Genomic DNA, 23,257 nt, shown 5'->3' on the forward strand with positions numbered 1-23,257 from the left:
GGTGGCCCCTCCTGAATGGGATGGGTGCCGGGTCGGTCGCACGCTCTGACGGGATGCGCGACCGGCCCCGGTCATGTCGGCAGTGCTGAGATCGCGGCGTCCGATACCGCGCGAAGCAATGGGTCAACCTCCCGGCCCGGCAGACCCCACGGGCCGGGAGGGACCTGGACAACGGACTCCGAACCTGCGCATCGCGCAGGAAGATCCAGCCTTCGATCAGGCGTCGACGGGCACCGCGGACGCCTTCGAGGGCGCGGTGGGCATGTTCAACAGAGCCGCTTCCCGGGCCGCGACGAACTGCGGGAACTCGATGTGCTCCCACGGCGCCCAGTGCTCCGGACTGTCGTGCATCTCCTCGAACTCCAGGACCGCCCGAGCGTGTGCGTACTCCTGCCGCGTCACGACTGCTCACCAGCCACAACGACGGCTTCCCGCTTGGCGAGTGCAACCTGCGGCCTGCCGGCCCCCGGCTCACGCCTGACCAAGTCGACGCCGTGCTTCTCGGCCCACCGGCGAGCGTCCCGCTCGTTGCTGGCTGCCACGTGCGCCTCGAAGTCCACGTAGCCGTAGACGTGGTAGTCGATCGAGCCGAAGGAAATGGACACCGAGGCGTTCCCCTCGGAGTCGTAGACGACGGTGTGCGCGTGCGTGGTCGCGAACTCTTCCACGGCGGCATTGGTGAGGACAGGCAGGTTGACAGCAGACCGGTACGACGGCACCGGCATGTCCGGGTGAGCGTCGAGCCAGTCCGCGAGCCTGCGGAGACTGGAGATGTACTTCGAGCGCGGGGCGCTCATGCTGCCCACCGCCCTGGCACCATCCGAACCGGCAACTCGACGACGTCCGTCGGCGGGTCGTCGAGCAGTCGCGCGGCGTGCTCAGCCAACTCCCGATCCTCGCGCCACAGTTCGGTGAGGACATCGCGAGCGACGTCGAGCCGGGTGGCCCGCTCCATCGCGGACTCCCCGTCCACTCCCTTGAACAGCGCCGAGAAGCCCAGCGCCAACTCGCTGAACTCCGGCTTCGTGATCGCTTGGCGATCCGCAACAATGATTCTCACGGTCGTGCTCCTCTCTGAAGGAACGACTCACGGGGCAGCCGCCACCCGGCCAAGGACCGGCGGCTGCCCCGGAACACGTCTGAAAGAGGCCCTGCCGCGATGGCGGCGGAAGACCTGCACCCCTGTGAAGCACGCATCCGAGCGGCCCGGGGTAGCGGCCAACGTGCGGTGCTCGGATCGATCCAGTTATCAAGTAGCAAGTCCGCCCCGCTGCCGAAAGACGTGCGACGGAAGGCCGTTGCCGTATCAGTCGGATCGCAGAACGGAGCCAAGTCGACGTGCGGCGAGCGTCCGCCGCCGTATCGAGTCGAGCCGTCGAATCGACCGGCCCTTGCGCGCTCCTGGGGAGCCCGTCCAACATGAGATACATGTTGAACATGTATCTCAGGCTTGCGCGGCAGGTTCGCCACGTCAAGCCCTTCGGGGATTTCTTTCGACGTTCCCGTCGACAACTCAACGTTCTCGCGAGTCACCGATCCGTGATCACCCCGTCTCTGGCTGTCTCGGGACGTCTCGGACTACTGTCGACAATGTTCCGGAACGTCCGAGGGGGATCGACGTGTCGAACGAGCGCCTGAGGGCGGCCATCCTGAGCAGTGACCTCGACATCGCCACCATCGCGACGAGGGTGGGTGTGGATCCGAAAACGATCGAGAAGTGGATCAACGGGCGTGCTCCGCACCGCCGGAACAAGTACGCGCTCGCGTCGATCCTCAACCGCGACGTCGCGTACCTCTGGGCAGACGAACAGAGCACCGCAGAGACGACGGCGATCGGCCAGGCAGAGCTGATCGCCCTGTATCCGCACCGAAACGGCGTCCCGAACACGTCCTGGACCGACCTGTACGGTCGGGCCACCATGTGCCTGGACCTGCTGGGATATTCGAGCTTCTGGTTATCCGAAGACCCGTCGTTCCTCCGCATCATCCGCGAGAAGTCCGAGTCCGGCGCAAACATTCGGCTGCTGCTGGGAGACCCGGAGTCGGCGGCGGTGGCCCAGCGCGGTGCGGATGAGGGCATCCACGGCGCCATGGCGAGCAAGATCCGGAACGCGCTCGTGAACTACGAGAGGAACCACCTGTTCGGGCTTCCAGGGGTCGAATTCCGTGTGCATGGCACCGTGCTCTACAACTCGATCTATCGGGGCGATGACGAACTGCTCGTCAACCCACACGTCCACGGCGTCGGGGCCTACCTCGCACCGGTGTTGCATCTCCGCCGGTTGCCCCAGGGGACGATGTTCGCCACCTATGTGGAGAGCTTCGAGCGCGTGTGGGCGGAGGCTCGCCCGGTGACCAGTTCCACCGACGTTGGAGAAGGCTGATGCCTCGTATCGACTACTTCCACGACCCAGAAGCGCCGGCCGCGAATTCCGTGGTGCCGTCGGTGACGGCGATCGTGGTGGACGACCGCGGCAGGTTGCTGATGATCCACCGCACCGACAACAACCTGTGGGCAATCCCGGGCGGCGGCCATGACGTGGGCGAGTCCATCAGCGACACGGTGATTCGGGAAGTCCGGGAGGAGACGGGCATCGACGTTGAGGTGGTGGAACTCTCCGGCATCTATACCGACCCGCAGCACGTCATTGCATACAGCGACGGCGAGGTAAGGCAACAGTTCTCGATGTGCTTCCGGGCCCGCCCGGTCGGCGGCGAACTCCGAACGAGCGACGAGTCCAAGGCCGTGCGGTGGGTGGACCCGCGGGACTTGGACTCACTCGACATCCACCAATCGATCCGCCTACGCATCACGCACGGCCTGGCCGACGACCCGAAGCCCTACATCGGCTAACGCCGCCCGCGGTAGTCGGCAAGCCGGCTGTCGACCCGCGCGGCGGCGGCGTAGATCTCCGGCTCGGCTCGCCGGATGAACCGCCCGATGAGACTGTCCGGTCCGTATCGACTCACGATCTCGGCAACCCGATCGCGAGGATTGGTCGGCTCGCCGTCTGGAGTCGTGGTCATGTCCGAGTAGATCAGCGCGTCGACAAGGTCAGCCTTCTCAAGCGGGAACTCCCCGGCCAACTCAGCTCGCAGGCCCCGCTCCTCTGCTTCGAGCAGCGCGCAGGAATGGTGCGCCACGAGGCGCGTGACCCGGTCGTCGGCATGGGCGACGTCCCGCAGGAACCGCGCGCCATCCAACGGGTGAAACCCGGACTTAGCCAAGTCCGGCGCATAGCCGATGTCATGCAGAATCGCAGCTGCATAGAGCAACTCGGCATCACCACCAAGCACGGGCGCCAGGGAGCGCGCACGGTCAGCGACTCCCTTGGAGTGCTCCCACCGCCGCGGCAACGCATCCGCCAGCACGTTCCCCGCAAGCTCGTACGCCCACTCCGTCAGCTCCATGCTCCGAGGCTACGAGCCAGACGGGGGAGGAGCGCTATCCCCATCGCGCTCGAGAACCGGATTGGCACAAAGCCGCCGAGGCTTGCCAGGGGTCGCGACGAGCAAACCCGCTCCTTCGAGATGTGCCAGCGCTTGGCGTACCTTGCCCCGGGAGACTCCAAACGCTTGAGCCAACTCCGCCTCGCTCTGGATGGGATTGCCCACACGAAGCTCTCCTCGCAGAACGCCCCCCGCCATGTGCGCCCTGATTTGCTCGGATAGCGGCTCTCGGGTACCAGCGCCGGAGGTAGGGCGCCACCCGGTACCTTTGCGGGCTTCAACGAGTCCTTCGGCTGCCAGAACACCCAAGGCGCGTCGCACGGTCGTCCGAGACACGCCAAAGCGCTGCCGCAGCGCTGATTCGATCAGTAGAACGTCGGGCTTAGATCGATTAGCCAGTTCAGCTCTCAGAGCATTGGCGATCGTCAGATACGTGCCACGCGGACTCGCGTCACCCACCTGGAAAGCATCTCCTTTGCCGTTGAGACCGCTTACTTTGCGATCTAGGTACTCCCACGGTTGAGGGCTTATGCCTCGATCTGGCATAAGTAAATATATATGTAGGACCTGTACGGCGGTCAAAATCTCGAATCTGCGAGTCTAAGGGCCGGTAGACGCAGGTGACACAGGACGGCGGGGCGCCCGGGTCGTTGCAGTGCGATTCAGAGACAGACCGACCTACAGGCATCCCGGGTCCACGCCGTTCGTCCCGATGGACGTATCTGGGGCGAGTGATACAAATTGCGGCGCTAAGCGGTATTGGAGTGGTCGGCAAAATTCCAGAATGCCCACGACAGCAGAAGAACCACGAGAATTTCAAGCGGGGCTGCGATGAAGCGTAAGGGTACGGACGTCCCCCTCACCATAAAGATGATAATGGCAGTGGCGGATGGTGCACAAAAGGATAATAGATCTACGGCAGTTTGAGTGCGCTTTCGCCATACACGCCGACTGTCGACTCGATGAAACCTTTCCCATCCAAAAGGCTGCCCACCTTGTGCCGCGCCTTGTGCGACGAGGCGATTGCTCAATTCCCCACGGATGTATTCGCCAATGGCTGAGATCTTTTCGTCATTGACAAGGTACGTCCACCCCAGGACGGAAAGAGCAAAGGGAAGGATGAGTAGTGCGTGGAGCTGGTCCGTTTTGCTCATCGAGAAGCTGAAGATGGCGCCAGAGGAAACTAGCGCCACGTATATAAGATTGTCGCGGAATCCAATTCTTCGAACCTGCTCTTCCTTTAGTCTTTCATATTCAATCTTAGCTAACTCCATGCTAGACAATTCGACTCAGCTCCAAGGGATAGTAGAATGGAAAAGATTTCACTAGCGCGGGTAATATGGCATGAGTTCTACGGCTCTGAGTTCGTGGACAATATATCCTGGGGTTTGCTCGCTTAGAACGATGCACTCCTCTCCGCCAAGTTCAAATATCCAGTCCATACAGCTTCCGCAAGGGGTAAACCTATCCCTCTCGGCTGCGATTAGGACTGCCACGAGACCAGTCCCTCCTCCTGCTACTAGTGATGAGATTCCGTTAACTTCTGCGTGGATATCGTGTGAGCGGAATCGGTGCTCGATATTGCACCCTGCAAAAATTCTTCCGTCGGTAGACAGCACGGCGCAGCCGACTCGGGTGGGCCCGTGTGTCCTTGCATTATCCCGAGCTAGCCATGCAACATCTGAAAGAGATTTTCGGATAGCGTCAGACAGAGTGTTCACGAGGTACCTCTTCCGGAGGAGATATTTGACATCAGAGAAGTCCACCGATCCTGCTCAAGCAGATTCCTTGACGTTCCTGCTAGTTGTTGGACGAGAGGTGCCACGGCTTCAGGCCATCCAATAGGCTGCGGTCTAAAGTCCAAGACCCTGGCGAGCTCCTGCAGCATTTTGCTATCCATATGATCAGCCACTACCTCTTGAAGGAGGGCACCGACTAGGTCAGCTCTAAGCTGCGTATCCGGGGTCTTAGCGGCGATTTCTACGGCGGCGCGCACCGCGCCGTATCTGACCCATCGATGCGAATCCCGAGTCAGTCTTTCGACGACTTCGGCGTTCCTCTTACTTGGATGCAGCCCCAGTACGTGTACGGCTCGCCATCGGCACACGGCTGAATCACTGCTTGCAATATTGAGAAGCTCGTTTTCGCCATCGGTTGTTAGGCGACAACGACGTAGAACATTTGCCATAGTCCATGCCTCCACTGGGTCGTCAGAACGGAGGTTGCGGACCACATCGGCATCAACGAACTCATCGTCGGGAATAGTGAATATTGTTTGCCAGTGGATGAATCGCTGATTCGGTGAGGAAATGTCTCCGATCAGACGCAAGAGGTCTGATCGTGAATGCACCTCAAGCAACTCCTCAGAGAATGGAGTGGAGTCGACTCGCAGCGCATCGGTGACCATCTGTACGGTGGCTGCGACTGGGTCCCAACGCTTGTCAGCCAGCATGGCGAGCAATGACACGCGCATCTCGTAGCTGACGCGGCCAGGAACCAATGAATAAGCGGCTCCAAAGTAGTTCCAGTCGTACACTAGCCGCACAAAGTCGTCAGCCAGGTTTGGGTCGCGAATTTGATCCACGGCCAAGCGCAGGGCGTCAAATGATGCAGCGCCCGTCGTGACAATATCAAATGCTTCCCATCCCCATTGGGAGGAATGCTGTACTAGGTGTCGTGATGCGAGATAGTCATGGAAGAGATGGTGTGAAAACCAGAAGAACTTATCACTTTTCCGAAGCATTTCTGCCCTGGTTAGAGCTTGGATAGTGCTTTTCCCTTGTGAGGCGAGAAGCTCTTTCGGGATCAGCATCCCACGCTCACGAGAGTATGCCTTGAATGCGACTTCACCTAGTCGATCAAGGGCCTTTGAGTCAAGCCCGGCAGGCTCACGAAAATATGCCTCAATGATTTTTGCCCTGCTTGAACCGTCGAGACGGAACCTAGAGGCCGTATCGAGAAAGAACGGATTCTTAAGAAGCTTTATTACTTGAGGGACTGGATACGCTTCCGAGTTCGCCTCGAACGTTCTGCGGACTTGGTCCTCAGACAAGGGCAGGACTGTGGCAAGTCGCCACCGATCGACGGGAAGAGGGCGCCTAGCTAGCCGCTCACTTACGATTACGCTGATAAAAGGATAGCGACGAGCCATTTCGTCCAGCGCATCGAGCGTTTGCTGCGAGTATTCCTTGGGGATTTCATTCAATCCATCCGCAAGGATTAGTACGGGCGGAACCTTCCCCGAGCTGGCTAGTACGGGTTTTAGGGATGGCCGGCCTAGTTCCACAATTGCACGGAGGAACGAATCGGGGCCTTTTGCCTCGACAATCGATGGAATGTCTCTAAGAGGAACCCATACGGGAATCGCCTCATGATTCTGGAGAGCGTCAATACCAGCGCGCGCTAGGAGGTGGGTTTTCCCGCTACCGGCCTCAGCGCTAAGGATTACACGTCCATATTCAAGAGCTGTTGCTGCCAATGGGGTGCCGACTGACTCCTGGTTCCAACGAGAGGAAAGCAATTGATCGTAGGATTCTGGCCAAGCAACTTTGAGCTCGAAGTGATCTCGCTCGCCCGTGATGGAATTCAGTACCTGGAAAGCTAGATTAGCTACGTCAGCCCAGAGGCTCGCACGGCTCGTTTCGGAGGTCATGCTGCGGGCTCCGTAATCTGCCTAGGGTCAGTTTCGTGATTCAGAATATCACTGACTACTCTCCAAGTGAAGAAACTAGCGATCGCGCATGCGTGTGGGCGCCAGATCTTTCGCATTTCATTATTATTGGGTTCGTCAATGATGTCGGACACGCTTCGCACAATCAGAAGACGTGGGTTGTATTGTGGGTTATTCCTCGAAGCGGCTACGCCACGGCAGAACCCGACCGACTCCATGTCAATAGCTACAGCTTCATCGTATTGCGCGATAATTTTACGCTGCTCCTCGGAGTCAGGATCACCGTAGATTTTGTCGCCGGCAATGAGGCTCTCAATAAGAACTTTTGGAGAGCAGCCGTCAGGCAGGGTACTTCTGAGTTCGTCAGTCAGCCACGTGCTGTCGTCTCTCAACGGAGCGGCATAGTCCGAGTGAAGATTGATGGACGGGTAATCGAATGGAATATAGCGCCTTTGTGACCCGCTTTCAGTTAGTTTGGCAAAAGAGCAGTAATGAATATACTGTGGAATCACAATATCGCCGACCTTGATGTCTTGGCGATTTCCGATACCGCCTGCGATCCCGCAAAGCACAAGTAGTTCGGGCTGCCAGTGTTCAATCACCTCTCGTACCCGCTCTCCTGCTTGGAGATTATTGCGGTCGACCTCTCTATGAATTACATTCGGGTATTGAGCGTTGGATTCTGGCGCTATGAAATAGGGAGTCCCAGGGATGCGCTGCCCGAGGTTGCTGATTCGTCGAAGCGCCTGTGTTTCGTCCTCGATCGCTGTGAGAATCGCTACCCGCGCATGACCGCGCCGTCCCCTGGTTGCTGGCATGCAGACTCCCAAAGCATCAAGACACCGCGCGAGTGGACGAGCAGCTGCCAGGATGCTACTGCTCGGCTTGCCCCCCTGGGACTGCATCAACTTGTCCGAATCCAAGAGCCCGTGATCGTTCCGGAAGCGGCGATGGGCCGTTAGAGGCCTCTGTAGACGCTGCACTTCGCGCATGGCGGCGAGTCTGGCAGTTGCGGCTGACAGCGTACTTATGCGTGATGAACGACGAACGTCCTGCCTCCCGCCTCGGGGCGCAGCATCACAGGTGGTTGACATGCCTCGTGCCCGTGCAGAGGTGACTGCGTCGTCCCATGCGAACAGTGCTAGCGATCCGCCATCGTCTGCGCAGCGCGCCGAGTGATGCGAGGCTGACAACACGGGATGACCCGCGTTGAGCTGGGTTCGGCGATAGGTGTGCTCGTGGGCTGTGCTGTGTCGGAGGAAAGATCACACGGATGGGGTACCTGAGGGGCGCGGGGACGGGGTCGCTCTCGTTCTTTCACTTTGAGCACGTCAGAACGATGTCTAACGACGTCATTGCGCGGGCTGTAAATCTGCCGGTGTATGCCTACGTTGGTTCGAACCCAACACCCGCCACACCGAAACGAAGGCCCCCGACCAGCGGAAACGCTGGTCGGGGGCCTTTGTCGTGTCCGGAGGCCGGCCGTTCGGCGGGTTGTGGGTGGTGGGCGGGTGGGGTGGGGTCGGCGGCATACTGCTGCGCTCATGGGTTGTGGGTGGGGAGGGTGGCGGTGACTTCGGGGGCTGTGGTTCTTTATGGGCCGCCGGCGGCTGGGAAGGACACGGTCACGGCGGCTTTGTCGCGGTTGGACGGGGCGTTTGTTCACTTCCGGCGGTTGAAGGCCGGGCCGGGGCGTTCGTCCGGGTATCGCATGACGGATTCCCGGGTGTTGGCGGGGATGCGGCGGGACGGGTTGATCGTGCACGGCAACCGGCGTTACGGGGCGGAATACGCGACGGACGTACCCGAGCTCGATCGGCTTACGGCACGCGGGTGTGTTCCCGTGGTGCACGTCGGACAGGTCGACGCGGTCTTCGCGCTTGCGGCGTATCCGGTGCACTGGACGCGGGTTCTGTTGTGGTGTTCGCGGGACGTCACCGCCGAGCGTTCGGTCGGTCGGGGTGATGTCGACGGTGATGCTCGGTTGCGGGTCTGGGAGGAGACGTACGCCGATCTGGAGGCGCACCGCGAGGTGCGGTGGTCCGTGATCGTGCGGACCGATCGGACGTCGCCGGACGAGTCCGCGGTGCTGATCCGGCAGGCTGTGCGTGACCGGGCGCCGGATCGATTCACCCCGGCCCACCTGCTTCGAGGGGCCTCATGACCACGATCGGAATTCTTCATCCGGGCAGCATGGGCGCGGCGGTGGCGGGGGAGTTGACCGGCCGCGGGATCACCGTGTTGTGGTGTCCCACGGGTCGTGGTGCGGCGACCGCGGCACGCGCGGACAGGTTCGGTCTCGAACCCGTCGAGGAGCTCGACGAGTTGCTCGATCGCTGTGCCTGTGTGATCTCGCTGTGCCCTCCCGGGGCGGCGGAGGCGGTTGCCCGTTCGGTCGCCGAGCGGCGGTACGCCGGGTTGTACGTGGAGGCGAACGCGGTGAGCCCGGAGCGGATGGGGCGCATGGCCGCGCTGCTTGGCGCGGGCGGCGCCGCCGTTGTCGATGGAGGTGTGGTCGGGTCCCCGCCTTCGCCGACCCGGTCTCCTCGCCTCTACCTGTCCGGTGCGGGCGACGAGGTGGCTCGTGTCGCCGAGTTGTTCGCCGACACGAGGGTGCGGGTGCGAGCCCTTCCCGGCGGGATCGGGCAGGCGTCCGGGCTGAAGTTGTCGTTCGCGAGCTATCAGAAGGCGAGCAGGGCGCTTGCCGCCGTGGCGCATGCGATGGCGAGCGAATACGGCGTCGGGGCGGAACTGCTCGACATCGCCCGGGATCACTCCACGCGGCATCTCGCGGAGCCGGACTACATCGCGGATGCCGCCGCCAAGGCCTGGCGCTGGGAGCCGGAGATGAGAGAGGTCGCCGCGGCCCTGACGGCCGTCGGCCTGCCCGCCGAGATGGCCTTCGGCGCCGCCGACGTCCTCGCGCGGTGGGCGCCCGCGAAGGACACCGAACTCGACCCGACCGAGGCCATCGAGATGCTGCGCGACACCCCGTAGCGGCGGCATCCGTGGCCGACTCCCGCACCCGACTCCCGGCCCCGGTACCCGCACCCGACTCCCGGCCCCGACTCCCGGCCCCGGTACCCGGCCCCGGTACCCGGCCCTGGTACCCGGCCGGCCCCGGTGCCCGGCCCCCGGCACCCGCGCCGAACTCGCGCATCGGACCCGCCCATCCGCCCCACGTTCGCCCCGCCTCCGGCCCCGCATCCAGCCCCCGAAATTCGGTACATCCGATCGTCGGCCAGGATGGAGCCACGACTACGACGGACGCGGCGGGGGAGCGGATGAGCGTGAGCGGTAACGACGAGCCGGTATCCCAGGGACCGATCGACTACCACGCGACCTCGCCGGGGATGCCGGTGGCCGCGTCCGTCCTGCTGCGCGATCGGCATGGCGGGCTGGTGGTGTTGGATCCCGGTCGCAAGCCGGGACTCGGCCTTCCGGGCGGGACGGCCGAGCCGGGGGAGGCTCCGCACGAGGCCGCCCGGCGTGCGGTGCGGGAGGTGTTGGCTCTCGACCTCACCGTCGGCCGGTTGCTCGCGGTGTGCACCTCGACGGCCGGGGCGTACGGCCGGGTCGTGCTCGACTTCCTCTTCGACGGGCCGACGCTGACCGACGAGCAGGTCGCCGCACTGGTCCCGGTCGACGCCGGGTCACACGCGGTGTACGTGCTCACGCCCGACCAGGCGCTGCCGCGCTTTGCCGGGCGGACTCGGCGGCGGGTGTCGGTGGCGTTGGAGGCGTACGCGTCGGGGGCGTGTCTGTACGTGGTCGACGGGCGCGAGTACCGGCCGGCCAAGGAGCGGGTGTGGCACGAGGACGAACCGATCCCGGCCGGGGCCCCGGTCCGCCGCGCGGCGGGCTGGCTGTTCGACCCGGAGGGTCGGGTCCTGCTGGTCGGTGACCCGGACGACGGGTACGCGCTGCCCGGCGGCGGCGCCGAACCTGAGGACGTGGACGCGCTCGCGACCCTGACGCGCGAGGTCGCCGAGGAGGCCAACGCGGTGCTGGGCAAGACCACCCATGTGGGCTATCTGTCCGACCCGGACGGCGGCGACGTCAGGTCCCGCAGCGCCGCCCGGATCGCCTCACTCGGACCGCTCGCCCCCGACCCGGCGACGGGATGGTCGTGGAGCCGCGCCCTGGTCACCCCGCGCCGAGCCGCCGCACTCCTCGGCGGTGGCTACGAAGCGCGCCTGCCCCAGGCGCTGGCCGCGCAACGCATCGCCCACGAACGCCTCGGCGTCCCGATCCTCGACGACGACAGCCGGGTGGACGTACCACCGGAGGGCGTCACGTTCGAGTAGGCGCGCGGAGCGGGCGCGGCCCGCACCGGCTGCCGGAACCGCGGGGACGCCACGAGCGGTCCGGTGTGATCGGGCCGACCGTCGGGTGTACCTCGCTCCGTCACGACGACCGGTCCGGTCGGGCGCGCTTCGGCGCGTCACCACGAGTCGGGCACGCCCACCCGGTCACAACGACTGGTTCAGGTGCCGGCTCAGGTCGCCCACGTAGTCGGTGATCATGTGGCGCCGGGTGAAGCGCCAGGTTCCCTCGGGCCGTTCGAAGGTGTCGTGGTAGCGGCCAGTGAAGACGGGTTGGAGCGGGAAGTCGGGAAGCGCCTGGAAGACCGTCACGTAGCTGCGGCACGTTCCGGTGCCCGCCTCGTCGTCCACGTCCAGGATCAGGTTCGTGGTCACGTGCCGGGTGTGCGGTGTGCCGTTGTCGGGATAGCGGCGCGTCCACGCCTCGAACATCGCCCGGGCGGCGTCCGCCCCGGCCACCTTCAGGTCCTGGCCCTCGGCGGTGATCACCGCGTGCGCGAACAACTCGCCCACGCCCGCGTAGTCGCCGGCGTCGATGCGCTCGGCGTACAGCCCGATCAGATTCGGAATCGCGTGGTATCCGGACGACATGACGGCGACCTCTCGACCTCTCGACGCTTCGACCGACGGCCACGGCTCGACCCACGGCGCATCGCGTCCCGCAACGGAACGCAACGCGACTCGCAGCCCACCGCGTCCCGCGACGCACTACGACCCGCAGCCCGCCGCAGCCCGACCGTAGCTGACGCGGCGTCAGATGTCTCGGCTCGAATGCCTCGATCCAGCCCCGCCCGCCCCAGCCCCGCCTCAACCCCCGCCCCAGCCCCGCCTCAACCCCCGCCCCAGCCCCGCCTCAACCCCCGCCCAGTCCCGCCTCAAACCCCCCGCCGAATGTCCCTCGTCAACTCCAACAACTCCGCCTCACGATCCGCCCGCTCCCGAGGCCACCCGATCGCGTCCGGCCGGGTCTGCCACGGATGCGGTCCGGCCAAGGGCCGGTACTCCACCCCCAGCGCGTCCAGCCGAGCCAGGTGCGCCGACGTCAACCGCTCCGTGAACTCGGCGAAGTCGCCGGGACCCGACCACACCGCCTCGGCGAACGCGCACAACCTCGGGAACGCCATGTAGTCGATCCGCCGGACCGAGTCCATGTGCTCGGTCCAGATCTGCGCCTGCCCGCCCAGCACTCGCGCGCCCTCCTCGGCCGTCAGCGCCGAGGGCACCGGCCGGAAGGCGTACACGTCCGCCAACGTCAACAACGGCCCGACCGGAATCGGCTCGTCCGCGCCCTCGCTCTGCCGGTAGTCGAAGTACACCGAGGTGTCCGGGCACGCCACCACCTCGAAGCCGGCCCGCGCCGCCGCGATCGTGCCGTGCTCGCCGCGCCAGCCGCCGATCAGCGCGTCCGCCGGCACCGCCGCGCCGCCCGCCAGGACCTCGTCCCAGCCGAACAGCCGCCGCCCCCGCGCGGCCAGCATCCTGGCCAACTCGGCCACGAACCAGCCGCCGAGCGACCCCGGATCGGGGTGCCCCATCCGCTCCCACGGCCCGGTCGGCACCTCGTCGCCGCCCACGCACACGTACCGGGACGGGAAGATCGCGCACACCTCGGCCAGCACGTCGCGACAGAACCCCAGCGCCTCCTCGGTCGGCGCGAGCACCCCGTCGGACAACCCGCCCCACCGGGTGCGCACCCCCTCCACCGGTACCGCGCCGAGCGACGGATAGGCCGCCACCACCGCCTGTACGTGCGCCGGCAGGTCGATCTCGGGCACCACGGTGATGTGCCGATCGGCCGCGTACGCGACGATCTCGCGCAGGTCCGCACCGGTGTAGTAGCCGCCGTGCGGACGTTCGTCGAACATCTCGTGCTGCCGCGATCCCCGCATGCTGCCCGTGCGCCACGCGCCCACCGAGGTCAGCCGCGGCCACCCCGGCACCTCGATCCGCCAGCCCTGGTCGTCGGTCAGATGCAGGTGCAGCACGTTCAACCGGTGCACAGCCATCAGATCCACGAAGCGCAACACGTCCTGCTTGGGCAGAAAGTGCCGGGCCACGTCCAGCATCACCCCGCGCCAGGCGAAGGCCGGCTCGTCCTCGATCACGCACACCGGCAGCGACCACCCGGCCGTGCCCACTCGCGCGCGCCGGAACGCGTCCGCCGGGAGCAGTTGGCGCAGCGTCTGCAGACCCGCGAACACCCCGGCCGCCGAACCGCCGCGCAGCTCGACGGCCGTCGCGGTGACCTCCAACCGGTACCCCTCGACCGGCAGCGCGTCCGGGTCGAGCAGCAGCGTGATGCCCGGACCGGACCCCAGGAGGCATCCGGTCGCCGGGCCGAGCGCGCCGCGCAACCACGCCGCCTCGGCCGCCAGTTCCGGCGGATGGGTCACACCCGTGGTCGCGGTGGGGGTGAACGTGCCCGCGCCCGGGACGACCCGAGCCGGCCGCGGCAGCACGGACGTCGCCGGCGACGGCGAGGAGGAGGCGCCGGTCGAGGAGGACGAGGAGGTGGTCATGGAGGAATCAGTCCTTCACCGCTCCGCCGAGCCCCGAGACCAGGTGCCGCTGGACCAGCACGAAGAAGATCAGGACCGGAATGGTCATCAGGGTGGAGGCGGCCATGATGCCGCCCCAGTCGTTCTCGTCCGGCTTGAAGAACACCATCAGCGCCGCCGGCAGCGTCTGGTGGTCGGTGTCCAGGATGAAGGTCTTCGCGAACACGAAGTCGTTCCACGCGGTGATGAACGAGAACACCGACGTGGCCGCGAGCCCGGGCGCGACCAGCGGGAACAGGATCCGCCACAGGATGGTGAACCGGTTCGCGCCGTCGATCCGGGCGGCCTCCTCCAGCGATTCGGGGATCGCCTTGACGAAGCCGCGCAACATCCAGATCGCGAACGGCAGCGAGAAGGCCAGGTTGACCAGCATCAGCGAGCCCAGCGTGCTGAGCCCGAATCCGGGGGCCACCGTGCCGATGTCGCGGACCAGGAAGAACAGCGGGATGGTCAGCGCCTCGACCGGCACCATCTGGGCGACCAGGAACATCACCAGGATCGTGGTGCGGAACTTGAAGTTGAACCGGGTCAGCGCCACCGCCGCCAGGAACGACACCAGTCCGGAGAGTACGACCACCACGGTCGCCACGATCAGGCTGTTGAGGAAATAGCCGCCGAAGCCGCTGACCCCGAACGCGTCGCGGAAGTTGTCCAGCGTCGGATGCCACGTCCACGGCCGCGGGTTCACCGAGTTGATCTCGCCGTCCGGCTTGATCGCGGAGAGCACCATCCAGTAGAGCGGGAACACCGTCAGCAGCGCGACGACGATCGCGGTCGTGTTGGCGATCCGCCGGGACACCTTCCGGTTCCCCTTGGAGCGACGCGGCCCGACGGGGCGACGCGGCCGGTCGGGGCGAACGGCGGCGGCGCCCGACCCGGGAACCGCGGAGCCCGAAGAAGTGGACACAGTGCTCACAGCTCCTCCCCGGAGCGACGCAGCGCGCGGATGTAGAAGACCGTGACGACGAGCAGGATCAGCGTCATCAGCACGCCGATCGCCGCGCCCAGGCTGTAGTCCGAGGACGCGAACGCCTTCTGGTACGCGTACACGTTGAGCACCAGGTTCTGGCCGGCGATGCCGCCGCCCCCGGTCATCACGTAGATCTGGGTGAAGACCTTGAAGTCCCAGATGATCGACTGGATCACCACGATGGTCAGGATCGGCCGCAGGATCGGCAACATCACGTGCCGGAAGGTGGTCCAGGTGGACGCGCCGTCCAGCCGGGCCGCCTCCAGGACCGAGACCGGGATCGACTCGATGCCCGCGTACAGCGAGATCATCACGAACGGGAACGAGTGCCACACCACCACGACGCCGACCAGCGCGAACGCGGACCACTTGTCGTAGAACCAGTTGTGGCCCTGCATGCCCAGGACCTCGTTGACCAGGCCCAGGTTGGTGTCGAACAGGAACATCCACACCGTCGAGCCGGTCATCGCCGGGGCCGCCCACGCGCCGAGCGCGGCGAACATCAGCAGCAGCCGCGGCCACTTGCCGATCCGGGTCAACAGCACCGCGAGCGCCGCGCCGACCGCGAGGGTGGCCACCACACAGGCCGCCGCGAAGATCACGGTCTGGGTCAGCACGTCCCAGAACTGGTCGTCGCCCAGCAGGGTCGAGTAGTTGTCGAAGCCGACGAACTCCGCGACCTCGCCCGCCGAGGCCTGCGGCTGCCCGAACTTCAGGAAGGAGAGCAGGCCGAGCTGGTAGAGCGGGTAGCCGAACAGCGGGATCAGGACGACCGCGGAGGGCAGCAACAGCCACAGCGGCATCCACGAGCGGCGCCGCCCGGGCCTCGTCTTCTTCGCGCCGCCGCGCGGGCGGACCGGGGCCGAGGCCGGCCGGTCCGCCCGCGCGGGCGTGGTGGTCGTGGTCACCGTGCTACTTCCCGGCGAACGCGTTGTCGATCGCGGTCTTGGCCTCGCCCGTCGCCCCCGGGACGTCGGACTTGCCGGTGACCACCTTCTGGAACATGGTCGGCACCACGGACTGCGAGTCGATCTTGGCCCACGCGGCGTCCTTGGGCACGAACTTGGTGCCCGCGTTCAGGGTGTCGATGAACGGCTTGAGCCACGGGTCCTTGGCCACCACGTCGCCACGCGCCGAGGCGAGTGTGGGCAGGTTGCCCATCGCGTCGAACATCTGGAGCTGGTACTTCTTGCCGCCCAGGATCTTCATGAAGTCGACCGCGAGTGAGCGGTGCTGCGAGGACTTCATCACGCCGAGGTCGTTGCCGCCGGAGAAGGCCGGCGCGATCGAGCCCGGGGCGTTGCCCGGCAGCGGGACCACCGCGTACTTGCCCTTGGCCACGCCCGCCTCGACCGCGCTGCGCGAGGAGTTGGGCAGGATCGCCATGCCCGCGGTGCCGGCCGCGAAGGCCTCCACGGTCTTGCCGCCGGTCAGGTCGGCGCACTGCTGGGGCGGACAGATGTCCTTGGAGAACAGGTCGGTGTACGCCTTGACGCCCGCCTGCGACTGCGGCGAGTCGATCGAGGCCGCGTACTTGCCGCCCTGCTGGGTGGCGATATCGCCGCCGTTGGCCCACAGGAAGGGCAGACCGCCGAAGGTGTACTTGCCGCCGACCGCGATGCCGAACATGTCCGGCTTGGCCGCGCGCACCTTCTTCGCGGCGTCGACCAGCTCGGCGTACGAGGTCGGCGGCTTCAGGCCGAGCTCGGTGAACACGTCCGTGCGGTAGTACAGCGAGCGCAGGCCCAGCCACCACGGCAGGCCGTAGGTCTTGCCGTCGACCAGCGTGGTGTCCTTGAGGTCCTTGGGCAGGTCGCCCGCCTCGGACCAGTTGCCCAGGTCGGCGGAGATGTCCGCGAGACCGCCGGCCTGGACGTAGCCGAACAGGTCGGTGTTGCCGAACTCGACCACGTCCGGCGCGCTGTTCGGATCGTTGAACGCGCCCTTCATCTTCTCCGCGCGCGGGCCGGCGTCGGTGGGTATGTAGCCGAGCTCGACGTTCACCTTCGGGTGCGCGGCCTTGAACTCGGCGACGGCCGCGTTGACGACCTTCTCCTTGGGCCCGCGGTTCGCCTCGTCGTACAGCCACACCTTGAGCGTGCCGGTCTGTTCGTCGGCGGACTTCGACTTGGACGCCGTGCCCGGCGCGCACGCCGCCAGCGCGATGCCGGCCACTGCGACGGCGGCCAAACTCCGGATCTTCACGACAATTCCTCCTGCGGCGAGGCAGGCCGGAGCGATCGCGGGGATGCCGCGACCCGAGGGTCGGCCTGTACGTCTGGACGTCTGCATCAATCGACACGAACGGGCCGCAAGGGGGGAAACATCCGGTGCGGCGTGAGCGGGACGTTAGAAAGCGGCGCCGCGTTCCGACAAGGCGTCCCGCCGAACGTTGTGCACTGCAAAATGGTGTGCTGCGAAAGTGGCACCGAGCGCTCACGGACACGTAACGTCCCTGCTCGGTCGATCCGTCGGCCATCCGCAGGACACCGCCCGTTCCGACCGGCTCGGACGCGAGGGACCACGAAGGGCAGGGAGGGCTCGCATGTACGACGTACTGCTGCGCGGCGGGCAAGTGCTCGACGGCACCGGCGCACCCGCCTTCCGGGCCGACGTCGCGATCACCGGCGACCGGATCGCCGCGATCGGCCGCCTGGACGGCGCCCGGGCCGCGACCGAGCTCGACGCGAGCGGCCGGTACGTGGCGCCCGGCTTCGTCGACGCCCACGTGCACGGCGACGCCGCCGTGCTCGACCCCGACGTCCAGCTCGCCGCGCTGCGCCAGGGCGTGACCACCTTCGTGCTCGGCCAGGACGGCCTGTCCTACGCCCCCGCCACCCCCGCCGCGCTGGCCTACGCGACCCGCTACTTCGCGGCGATCAACGGCACCCACCCCGGCCTGGGCGAAGGTCCGGTCTCGGTCGCCGACCTGCTCGACACCTACGACCGCAGCACCGCGGTCAACACCGCCTACCTCGTGCCGCACGGCACCGTCCGCTACAGCGCGCTCGGCCCCACCGCGCGCCCCGCGGACGCCGCCGAGCTGGCCGCGATGACCAAGGCCGTCGAACAGGGCCTGGACGAGGGCGCGTGCGGCCTGTCCACCGGCCTGGAATACGTGCCCGGCCGCTACGCGGACACCGCCGAGCTGGCCGCCCTGCTCGCCCCCGTCGCGGCCCGCGGCCTGCCGCACGTCTCGCACATGCGCGGCTACGAGGGCGCCGCCGGACCGGCCATGCGCGAGATGCTCGACGTGGCCCGCGCGGCGGGCGTGGCCACCCACGTCTCGCACTACCACGGCCCGGCCGAGGAACTGATCGCGATGGTGGACGCGGCCCGGTCCGAGGGCCTGGACCTCACCTACGACGCGTACCCCTACCTGCGCGGCTGCAGCATCCTGGCGATGGTCGCGCTGCCCCGCGCGCTGGACGATCCCGATCCCGACCGGGTGGTGGACGCACTGGCCCGACCGGCCACCCGACGCCTCCTGGCCGACGAGGTGGACCCGGCCCTGTGGCCCCGGATCACCCTCGCGCACGTGCCCGCCGCCGACTTCCGCTGGGCCGAGGGCCGCCGCCTCGTGGACGCCGCCGCCGAGGCCGGTGCGAGTCCCGCGGAATTCTGCGCCGACCTGCTGATCGCCACCGACCTGGTGGCGAGCGCCGTGTTCGACCAGCCGCCGACCAACAGCGACGAATCGGTCCGCGCGCTGCTGCGCCACCCCGCACACATCGGCGGCTCCGACGGCATCTACATCGGCGGCAGCCCGCACCCGCGCGGCTGGGGCGCGTTCGCCCGACTGCTCGCCCGACACGTGGTCGAACTGGGCGACTGGACCTGGGAACAGGCCGCCGTGCACCTCGCGTCGCACCCGGCCCGCCGCTTCGGGCTGACCGACCGGGGCCTGCTCCGGGTCGGCCTGGCCGCCGACATCGCGGTGATCGACCCGACCCGGGTGGCCGACCTCGCCGACTACGGCGACGCCCGCCGACCCGCCGCCGGCATCGACGACGTCCTGGTGGCCGGTGTCCCCGTACTCTCGTCCGGAGCCCTGACGGGCAACACGCCCGGGCGCCCGGTCGGACCGTCCTGAGGACATGCCAGTGAGCACTCACGAGCACGAGCGCGGCGCCCACGAGTCGCCGAGCGAGCCCCGCGGCGAGACCCGCGGCGGACCGCGCGGCGAGGACCGCCCGCCGGCGGCGCGCAACCAGTCCGCGTCGCTGCGCCGCGCACTCGCCGTCCTGGAGGAGGTCCGCGACCACGCGGGCGCCGAGGGCCTGAACCTGACCGAACTCGCCGACACGCTCGGCCTGTCCAAGAGCACCGTGCTGCGCCTGGCCCAGCCGCTCCTGGACACCGGGCTGCTCGCCCGGGACCGCCGGCACGGCCACTTCCGGCTCGGCCCCGGCGCGCTCGCGCTCGGCCAGGCGTACCTGGCCGGCATCGACCTGCGCACCGCCGCCGCCGAGGAGGCGCACCGGCTGATGCGCGAGGCGGGCGGCACCGTGCACCTGTGCGTTCCGGACGCGCCGCACATCGTCTACATCGACAAGGTCGAGAACGAGACCGCCGTGCGGATGGCGTCGCGGATCGGCAGCCGCGCGCCGATGTACTGCACGGCCGTGGGCAAGGCGATGCTCGCCTGGCTGCCCGAGGACGTGTTCGCGCAGGTGGTCGACGCTGGCCTGCCCACCGTCACCGCCCGCACCCTCACCGACCCGGTGCTGCTGCGTACCGAACTGGCCCGGATCCGCAACCGGGGCTACTCGGTGGACGATCGGGAGAACGAGCCCGAGGTGCGCTGTGTCGCAGCGCCTATCTTCGATCACAACGACGTCGTGGTCGGAGCGCTGTCGGTCTCCGGTCTCACGTCCCGCGTCACCGCCGCGCGGGTCCGCGAGCTGGGACCCGCCGTCGCGGGGGCGGCCCTCCGTGTATCGCGCACCCTGGGAGCGACCCGATGACCCTCGACTCATACACCAAGGGCACCTGGCTGCCGTATGAGGAACTCACCGACGACGAACTCGGTGCCGCCGAACACAGCCTGTTCGACGGGCCGTTCACGTGGCCGGTGATGGTCGCGCGCAAGTCCGCGCTGATCGCGAACGTGGCCACGATGAGCGAGTACACCGCGCGGCACGGCGTGTTGTTCGCGCCGCACGGCAAGACCACCATGTCGCCCGAGCTGTTCGCCGAGCAACTGGCAGCCGGTGCCTGGGGGATCAGCGTGGCGACCGCGAACCAGGCGCTGGCCGCGCACCGGTTCCGGGTGCCCCGGATCCTGATCGCCAACGAGGTGCTGGACGAGAAGGTGCTGCGCTGGGCCGCCACCCGGCCGGACCTGTTGTTCTACGTGGACTCCCGGGCCGGCGTCGAGGTCGCCGCGCGGGCGCTGGCGGCGGTGCCCGGCGGGAAGTTGTCGGTGCTGGTCGAGCTGGGCCGCCCGGGCGGGCGGGCCGGCTGCCGCGACATCGCCGAGGGCGTCGAACTGGCCCGGGCCGCGGCCGAGGTGCCGGGGCTGACCGTGGCGGGCGTGGCCGGCTACGAGGGCGGCCTGCCGGACGCCGCGGCGGTGTCGGACTGGATGCGCGAACTGGCCGGGCTGGCCGACGCGATCGCCGACCTGGTGCCCGGGACGCCGATCGTCTCGGCGGGGGGCAGCGCCTGGTTCGACGCGGTCGTGGACGTGCTCGCGCCGGACGGCAAGCCGCTGCCGGACCGCACGATCATCCTGCGCAGCGGCGCCTACGTCTCGCACGACGACGGCTTCTACACGCGCGTGACGCCGTTCGCCAGGCACCCCGAGGAGGGCTCGCTCGCGGCCGCCCTGGAGGTGTGGGCACAGGTGCTCTCCGCGCCCGAACCGGGTCTGGCCGTGCTCGGCGCGGGCCGCCGGGACGTGCCGTTCGACCAGGACCTGCCGACTCCGCTGCGGGTGCGCGCGCTGGACGGGACGATGCGCGAAGCGGGGGAGGCGCGCGTGGTCAAGCTGGACGACCAGCACGCGTACGTCGACCTCGGCGGGACCACGATGGCCCCGGGCGAGCTGGTCTGCCTGGGTATCTCGCACCCCTGTACGGCGTTCGACAAGTGGCGCGCGGTGCCGGTGGTGGACGACGACCATCGTGTCGTGGACGTGCTGAACACCCACTTCTGAGCCCACCGCTCGGCTCGCCGCGCCGGCCACCCGACCCTCGATCCGCGGCCGAGCCGTCCCGAATCCGAAACCCGACCCGACTCCGAACCCGAGCGCGACGCCGGCTCGGAACCCGACCCCGAATCCGATGCCACCGATGACGCGAATCACGCGAGAGGACATCATGACCGCCGAACCCCGGGAAGCCCCGGACGTGGTCACGCTCGGCGAGACCATGGTGCTGCTCACCGCGCCGCACATCGGCCCGCTGCGGCACGCTCGCACACTCGACGTCGCCACCGGCGGGGCGGAGAGCAACCTGGCCATCGGGATCACCCGACTGGGCCGGCGGGCCGCCTGGATCGGTCGGGTGGGCGACGACGAGTTCGGTCGGTTGGTGCTGACCGTGCTCGGCGGCGAGGGGCTGGACACCCGCGGCGCGGTGGTCGACCCGGACGCGCCCACCGGATTGATGGTCAAGGCGCGGCGCACCAGCGCGGCCACCGACGTGCGCTACTACCGTGCGGGCAGCGCCGGTTCGCGGTTGTGCCCGCAGGACGTGGATCCCGCGCTGGTGCGCTCGGCGAGGATCCTGCACGTCACCGGCATCACCCCCGCGCTGTCCACGACCGCGCGCGCGGCGGTCCGCGCGGCCGTGGCCGAGGCGAACGCGGCCGGCGTCCCGGTCTCGCTCGACCTGAACTACCGCAAGGCGCTGTGGTCGGCCGAGGACGCGGCGACCGAACTGCGCGCGCTGGCCGCCGGCGCGGACATCGTGTTCGCCACCGAGGACGAGGCCCGCCTGGTGCTCAAGGCGCCGGAGCACACCCCGGTGCTCGACCTCGCGCGCGAACTCGGTGCGCTGGGCCCCACCCAGGTGCTGCTCAAGCAGGGCTCGCGCGGCGCCGTCGCGCTCGTCGACGGCCGGCCGCACGAGGTGCCGCTGCACCGGGTCGACGCGGTCGACCCGGTGGGCGCGGGCGACGCGTTCGCCGCCGGTTATCTCGCCGAACTGGTCGAGGGCGGCTCGGTCGCCGCCCGAGTGGCCACCGCCGCCGCGGCCGGCGCGTTCGCGGTCACCGTGCCCGGCGACTGGGAGGGCCTGCCCCGCCGGGACGAACTGCGGCTGCTGCACCAGGACGACGCGGTCGTCCGCTGAGCCGCCCGCTCACCTACTGTCCACAAGCACGAACAATGCGATCAAGGAAGCGAACTCCCATGGCACACAAGGAAATCCGCACCGACGCCGCGCCCAAGCCGGGCGGCACGTACTCGCAGGGCATCGACGCCGGCGACTTCGTCTACACCGCGGGCATGGGCCCGATCGACCCGGCCACCGGCGCGACCGTGGGCGACGACGTGGCCACCCAGACCCGCCAGGTGCTGGACAACCTCAAGGCCGTGCTGGCCGAGGCCGGCCTCGACTTCAGCCACGTGGTCAAGGTGACCACCCACCTGGAGCACCTCAAGCGCGACTTCGCCGGATACGACGAGGTCTACCGCGAGTACTTCACCGCGCCGTACCCGGTGCGCACGACGGTCGGCTCGGACCTGATGAACATCCTGGTCGAGATCGACGTGGTGGCCCGCCGCCCGTGACCTCGGGCCGCGCGGTCGGTCACAGCGGCTGGAGGAATTCCAGCCGGTTGCCCACCGCGTCCTGTGCGTAGCACCTGCGGTGGCCGGGGAACTCGCCGTCCGGGACGACCTCGGTGCCGTTCGCGGTGAGTCTGGCCATCACGTCGTCCAGGTCGGTGACCAGGATGCCGGGATGCGCCTTGCGCGCGGGTCGGAAGTCGGCCTCGACACCGAGGTGGATCTCCAGCGTGCCGGCCCGCACCCACAGGCCGCCGCGCGCGGCCAACACCGGCGGCTTGGCCACCTCGGTCATGCCCAGGACGCCGAGGTAGAAGGCACGGCACGCGTCCTCGCTGCCGGCCGGGATGGCGAGCTGTACGTGGTGCAGGGCGTAGGTCGTCATGCGCGGATGCCTACCCCGGCGCCGCGCCGCACCGAACCCCGGTTCGAACCGACGACCCGATGAACCGACGAACCGATGAAGGCCGGTCCGAAGCCGGGGAGCCCCGGCCGGCCGCCGGGCGCCGGTTCCGATCCGCCCCGCCGGTCGTCGCGGCACACGACGCG

Annotated in this window: 25 protein-coding genes; 10 read left to right on the top strand and 15 right to left on the bottom strand. The window is 67.6% G+C overall.

Annotated features, from left to right (window positions below; translation table 11 throughout):
* Nucleotides 1-216: 216 nt before the first annotated feature.
* The 3 genes from ACZ4FV_RS08190 to ACZ4FV_RS08200 are packed head-to-tail and all read right to left on the bottom strand — an operon-like array spanning nt 217 to nt 1,060.
* Nucleotides 217-402: a hypothetical protein gene (locus ACZ4FV_RS08190; RefSeq protein WP_465322189.1), complete on the bottom strand. Its 186-nt coding sequence runs from the start codon at nt 400-402 to the stop codon at nt 217-219.
* Nucleotides 399-797 carry a hypothetical protein gene (locus ACZ4FV_RS08195; RefSeq protein WP_465322190.1) on the bottom strand — a complete coding sequence of 133 codons (399 nt, stop codon included), beginning with the start codon at nt 795-797 and terminating at the stop codon, nt 399-401. Before ACZ4FV_RS08195 ends, ACZ4FV_RS08190 begins: the two co-directional genes overlap by 4 nt.
* Entirely contained in the window at nt 794-1,060 is a 267-nt protein-coding gene (locus ACZ4FV_RS08200; RefSeq protein ID WP_465322192.1) for a hypothetical protein, read from the bottom strand. The genes ACZ4FV_RS08195 and ACZ4FV_RS08200 overlap by 4 nt, the downstream gene beginning before the upstream one ends.
* A gap of 559 nt (nt 1,061-1,619) precedes the next feature.
* On the opposite strand from ACZ4FV_RS08200, the gene ACZ4FV_RS08205 reads away from it, so the two are divergent.
* A complete protein-coding gene (locus ACZ4FV_RS08205; RefSeq protein ID WP_465322193.1) occupies nt 1,620-2,384 on the top strand; it encodes a DUF5919 domain-containing protein in 765 nt (254 codons plus the stop codon).
* Nucleotides 2,384-2,854 (top strand): NUDIX hydrolase, encoded by a 471-nt coding sequence (locus ACZ4FV_RS08210; protein ID WP_465322195.1) that lies wholly within the window; start codon nt 2,384-2,386, stop codon nt 2,852-2,854. The genes ACZ4FV_RS08205 and ACZ4FV_RS08210 overlap by 1 nt, the downstream gene beginning before the upstream one ends.
* On the opposite strand, the gene ACZ4FV_RS08215 is transcribed toward ACZ4FV_RS08210, so the two are convergent.
* The 6 genes from ACZ4FV_RS08215 to ACZ4FV_RS08240 all read right to left on the bottom strand — a co-directional run bounded on the left by ACZ4FV_RS08215 (nt 2,851) and on the right by ACZ4FV_RS08240 (nt 7,938).
* Nucleotides 2,851-3,411: an HD domain-containing protein gene (locus ACZ4FV_RS08215; RefSeq protein ID WP_465322197.1), complete on the bottom strand. Its 561-nt coding sequence runs from the start codon at nt 3,409-3,411 to the stop codon at nt 2,851-2,853. The genes ACZ4FV_RS08210 and ACZ4FV_RS08215 overlap by 4 nt on opposite strands.
* 9 nt (nt 3,412-3,420) lie before the next feature.
* Nucleotides 3,421-3,996 carry a GntR family transcriptional regulator gene (locus ACZ4FV_RS08220; RefSeq protein ID WP_465322227.1) on the bottom strand — a complete coding sequence of 192 codons (576 nt, stop codon included), beginning with the start codon at nt 3,994-3,996 and terminating at the stop codon, nt 3,421-3,423.
* 203 nt (nt 3,997-4,199) lie between these two features.
* Entirely contained in the window at nt 4,200-4,724 is a 525-nt protein-coding gene (locus ACZ4FV_RS08225; protein ID WP_465322198.1) for a hypothetical protein, read from the bottom strand.
* A 51-nt stretch (nt 4,725-4,775) separates the two neighbouring features.
* Nucleotides 4,776-5,216, bottom strand: coding sequence for a cytidine deaminase family protein (locus ACZ4FV_RS08230; RefSeq protein ID WP_465322199.1), 441 nt, complete (start codon nt 5,214-5,216; stop codon nt 4,776-4,778).
* The gene (locus tag ACZ4FV_RS08235; protein ID WP_465322200.1) at nt 5,168-7,102 is read right to left on the bottom strand and encodes an NACHT domain-containing protein; all 1,935 of its coding nucleotides are present in this window, start codon (nt 7,100-7,102) and stop codon (nt 5,168-5,170) included. The genes ACZ4FV_RS08230 and ACZ4FV_RS08235 overlap by 49 nt, the downstream gene beginning before the upstream one ends.
* Nucleotides 7,099-7,938: a 5'-methylthioadenosine/S-adenosylhomocysteine nucleosidase family protein gene (locus tag ACZ4FV_RS08240; RefSeq protein ID WP_465322202.1), complete on the bottom strand. Its 840-nt coding sequence runs from the start codon at nt 7,936-7,938 to the stop codon at nt 7,099-7,101. The genes ACZ4FV_RS08235 and ACZ4FV_RS08240 overlap by 4 nt, the downstream gene beginning before the upstream one ends.
* An 893-nt stretch (nt 7,939-8,831) precedes the next feature.
* On the opposite strand from ACZ4FV_RS08240, the gene ACZ4FV_RS08245 reads away from it, so the two are divergent.
* From ACZ4FV_RS08245 to ACZ4FV_RS08255, 3 genes are all read left to right on the top strand, one after another.
* The gene (locus ACZ4FV_RS08245) at nt 8,832-9,284 is read left to right on the top strand and encodes a guanylate kinase (protein ID WP_465322203.1); all 453 of its coding nucleotides are present in this window, start codon (nt 8,832-8,834) and stop codon (nt 9,282-9,284) included.
* On the top strand, nt 9,281-10,117 hold the full coding sequence (locus ACZ4FV_RS08250; RefSeq protein WP_465322204.1) for a DUF1932 domain-containing protein: 837 nt from the start codon (nt 9,281-9,283) through the stop codon (nt 10,115-10,117). The genes ACZ4FV_RS08245 and ACZ4FV_RS08250 overlap by 4 nt, the downstream gene beginning before the upstream one ends.
* A 293-nt stretch (nt 10,118-10,410) precedes the next feature.
* Nucleotides 10,411-11,427, top strand: a complete 1,017-nt coding sequence (locus tag ACZ4FV_RS08255; protein ID WP_402238294.1) for an NUDIX hydrolase — start codon at nt 10,411-10,413, stop codon at nt 11,425-11,427.
* Nucleotides 11,428-11,592: 165 nt separating this feature from the next.
* Here ACZ4FV_RS08255 and ACZ4FV_RS08260 read toward each other — a convergent pair whose 3' ends face one another.
* The 5 genes from ACZ4FV_RS08260 to ACZ4FV_RS08280 all read right to left on the bottom strand — a co-directional run bounded on the left by ACZ4FV_RS08260 (nt 11,593) and on the right by ACZ4FV_RS08280 (nt 17,178).
* Nucleotides 11,593-12,036 (bottom strand): nuclear transport factor 2 family protein, encoded by a 444-nt coding sequence (locus tag ACZ4FV_RS08260; RefSeq protein WP_395871747.1) that lies wholly within the window; start codon nt 12,034-12,036, stop codon nt 11,593-11,595.
* Between the two features lie 284 nt (nt 12,037-12,320).
* On the bottom strand, nt 12,321-13,964 hold the full coding sequence (locus ACZ4FV_RS08265) for a beta-N-acetylhexosaminidase (protein ID WP_465322206.1): 1,644 nt from the start codon (nt 13,962-13,964) through the stop codon (nt 12,321-12,323).
* Nucleotides 13,965-13,971: 7 nt separating this feature from the next.
* The gene (locus tag ACZ4FV_RS08270; protein ID WP_395871743.1) at nt 13,972-14,802 is read right to left on the bottom strand and encodes a carbohydrate ABC transporter permease; all 831 of its coding nucleotides are present in this window, start codon (nt 14,800-14,802) and stop codon (nt 13,972-13,974) included.
* Nucleotides 14,803-14,915: 113 nt separating this feature from the next.
* Nucleotides 14,916-15,881 (bottom strand): carbohydrate ABC transporter permease, encoded by a 966-nt coding sequence (locus ACZ4FV_RS08275; protein ID WP_395871741.1) that lies wholly within the window; start codon nt 15,879-15,881, stop codon nt 14,916-14,918.
* Nucleotides 15,882-15,885: 4 nt separating this feature from the next.
* Complete coding sequence (locus tag ACZ4FV_RS08280) at nt 15,886-17,178, bottom strand: extracellular solute-binding protein (protein ID WP_395871739.1); 1,293 nt, start codon at nt 17,176-17,178, stop codon at nt 15,886-15,888.
* Nucleotides 17,179-17,518: 340 nt separating this feature from the next.
* Between ACZ4FV_RS08280 and ACZ4FV_RS08285 the strand changes: the two genes are divergently transcribed.
* The 5 genes from ACZ4FV_RS08285 (at nt 17,519) to ACZ4FV_RS08305 (ending at nt 22,711) form a co-directional block, all read left to right on the top strand.
* Nucleotides 17,519-19,066: an N-acyl-D-amino-acid deacylase family protein gene (locus tag ACZ4FV_RS08285; protein WP_395871737.1), complete on the top strand. Its 1,548-nt coding sequence runs from the start codon at nt 17,519-17,521 to the stop codon at nt 19,064-19,066.
* 4 nt (nt 19,067-19,070) lie between these two features.
* Nucleotides 19,071-19,940, top strand: coding sequence for an IclR family transcriptional regulator (locus tag ACZ4FV_RS08290; protein ID WP_465322208.1), 870 nt, complete (start codon nt 19,071-19,073; stop codon nt 19,938-19,940).
* Nucleotides 19,937-21,133 carry a type III PLP-dependent enzyme domain-containing protein gene (locus ACZ4FV_RS08295; protein WP_402238283.1) on the top strand — a complete coding sequence of 399 codons (1,197 nt, stop codon included), beginning with the start codon at nt 19,937-19,939 and terminating at the stop codon, nt 21,131-21,133. Before ACZ4FV_RS08290 ends, ACZ4FV_RS08295 begins: the two co-directional genes overlap by 4 nt.
* Nucleotides 21,134-21,269: 136 nt before the next feature.
* Nucleotides 21,270-22,271 carry a sugar kinase gene (locus tag ACZ4FV_RS08300; RefSeq protein ID WP_395871731.1) on the top strand — a complete coding sequence of 334 codons (1,002 nt, stop codon included), beginning with the start codon at nt 21,270-21,272 and terminating at the stop codon, nt 22,269-22,271.
* Between the two features lie 59 nt (nt 22,272-22,330).
* On the top strand, nt 22,331-22,711 hold the full coding sequence (locus ACZ4FV_RS08305) for a RidA family protein (protein ID WP_020549267.1): 381 nt from the start codon (nt 22,331-22,333) through the stop codon (nt 22,709-22,711).
* Nucleotides 22,712-22,730: 19 nt separating this feature from the next.
* Here the strand turns inward: ACZ4FV_RS08305 and ACZ4FV_RS08310 are convergent, their stop codons facing one another.
* Nucleotides 22,731-23,093, bottom strand: coding sequence for a VOC family protein (locus ACZ4FV_RS08310; protein ID WP_395871729.1), 363 nt, complete (start codon nt 23,091-23,093; stop codon nt 22,731-22,733).
* Between the last annotated feature and the right edge of the window lie 164 nt (nt 23,094-23,257).

Source organism: Embleya sp. NPDC025285 (genome assembly GCF_055558835.1).

What these genes read in the sequence shown, in the direction of transcription:
- ACZ4FV_RS08225 (WP_465322198.1), bottom strand. Translation starts at nt 4,724, where the DNA reads ATGGAGTTAGCTAAGATTGAATATGAAAGACTAAAGGAAGAGCAGGTT.
- ACZ4FV_RS08260 (WP_395871747.1), bottom strand. Translation starts at nt 12,036, where the DNA reads ATGTCGTCCGGATACCACGCGATTCCGAATCTGATCGGGCTGTACGCC.
- ACZ4FV_RS08215 (WP_465322197.1), bottom strand. Translation starts at nt 3,411, where the DNA reads ATGGAGCTGACGGAGTGGGCGTACGAGCTTGCGGGGAACGTGCTGGCG.
- ACZ4FV_RS08195 (WP_465322190.1), bottom strand. Translation starts at nt 797, where the DNA reads ATGAGCGCCCCGCGCTCGAAGTACATCTCCAGTCTCCGCAGGCTCGCG.
- ACZ4FV_RS08240 (WP_465322202.1), bottom strand. Translation starts at nt 7,938, where the DNA reads ATGCCAGCAACCAGGGGACGGCGCGGTCATGCGCGGGTAGCGATTCTC.
- ACZ4FV_RS08220 (WP_465322227.1), bottom strand. Translation starts at nt 3,996, where the DNA reads ATGCCAGATCGAGGCATAAGCCCTCAACCGTGGGAGTACCTAGATCGC.
- ACZ4FV_RS08290 (WP_465322208.1), top strand. Translation starts at nt 19,071, where the DNA reads ATGCCAGTGAGCACTCACGAGCACGAGCGCGGCGCCCACGAGTCGCCG.
- ACZ4FV_RS08265 (WP_465322206.1), bottom strand. Translation starts at nt 13,964, where the DNA reads ATGACCACCTCCTCGTCCTCCTCGACCGGCGCCTCCTCCTCGCCGTCG.
- ACZ4FV_RS08245 (WP_465322203.1), top strand. Translation starts at nt 8,832, where the DNA reads ATGACGGATTCCCGGGTGTTGGCGGGGATGCGGCGGGACGGGTTGATC.
- ACZ4FV_RS08300 (WP_395871731.1), top strand. Translation starts at nt 21,270, where the DNA reads ATGACGCGAATCACGCGAGAGGACATCATGACCGCCGAACCCCGGGAA.
- ACZ4FV_RS08210 (WP_465322195.1), top strand. Translation starts at nt 2,384, where the DNA reads ATGCCTCGTATCGACTACTTCCACGACCCAGAAGCGCCGGCCGCGAAT.
- ACZ4FV_RS08305 (WP_020549267.1), top strand. Translation starts at nt 22,331, where the DNA reads ATGGCACACAAGGAAATCCGCACCGACGCCGCGCCCAAGCCGGGCGGC.
- ACZ4FV_RS08310 (WP_395871729.1), bottom strand. Translation starts at nt 23,093, where the DNA reads ATGACGACCTACGCCCTGCACCACGTACAGCTCGCCATCCCGGCCGGC.
- ACZ4FV_RS08285 (WP_395871737.1), top strand. Translation starts at nt 17,519, where the DNA reads ATGTACGACGTACTGCTGCGCGGCGGGCAAGTGCTCGACGGCACCGGC.
- ACZ4FV_RS08295 (WP_402238283.1), top strand. Translation starts at nt 19,937, where the DNA reads ATGACCCTCGACTCATACACCAAGGGCACCTGGCTGCCGTATGAGGAA.
- ACZ4FV_RS08235 (WP_465322200.1), bottom strand. Translation starts at nt 7,102, where the DNA reads ATGACCTCCGAAACGAGCCGTGCGAGCCTCTGGGCTGACGTAGCTAAT.
- ACZ4FV_RS08250 (WP_465322204.1), top strand. Translation starts at nt 9,281, where the DNA reads ATGACCACGATCGGAATTCTTCATCCGGGCAGCATGGGCGCGGCGGTG.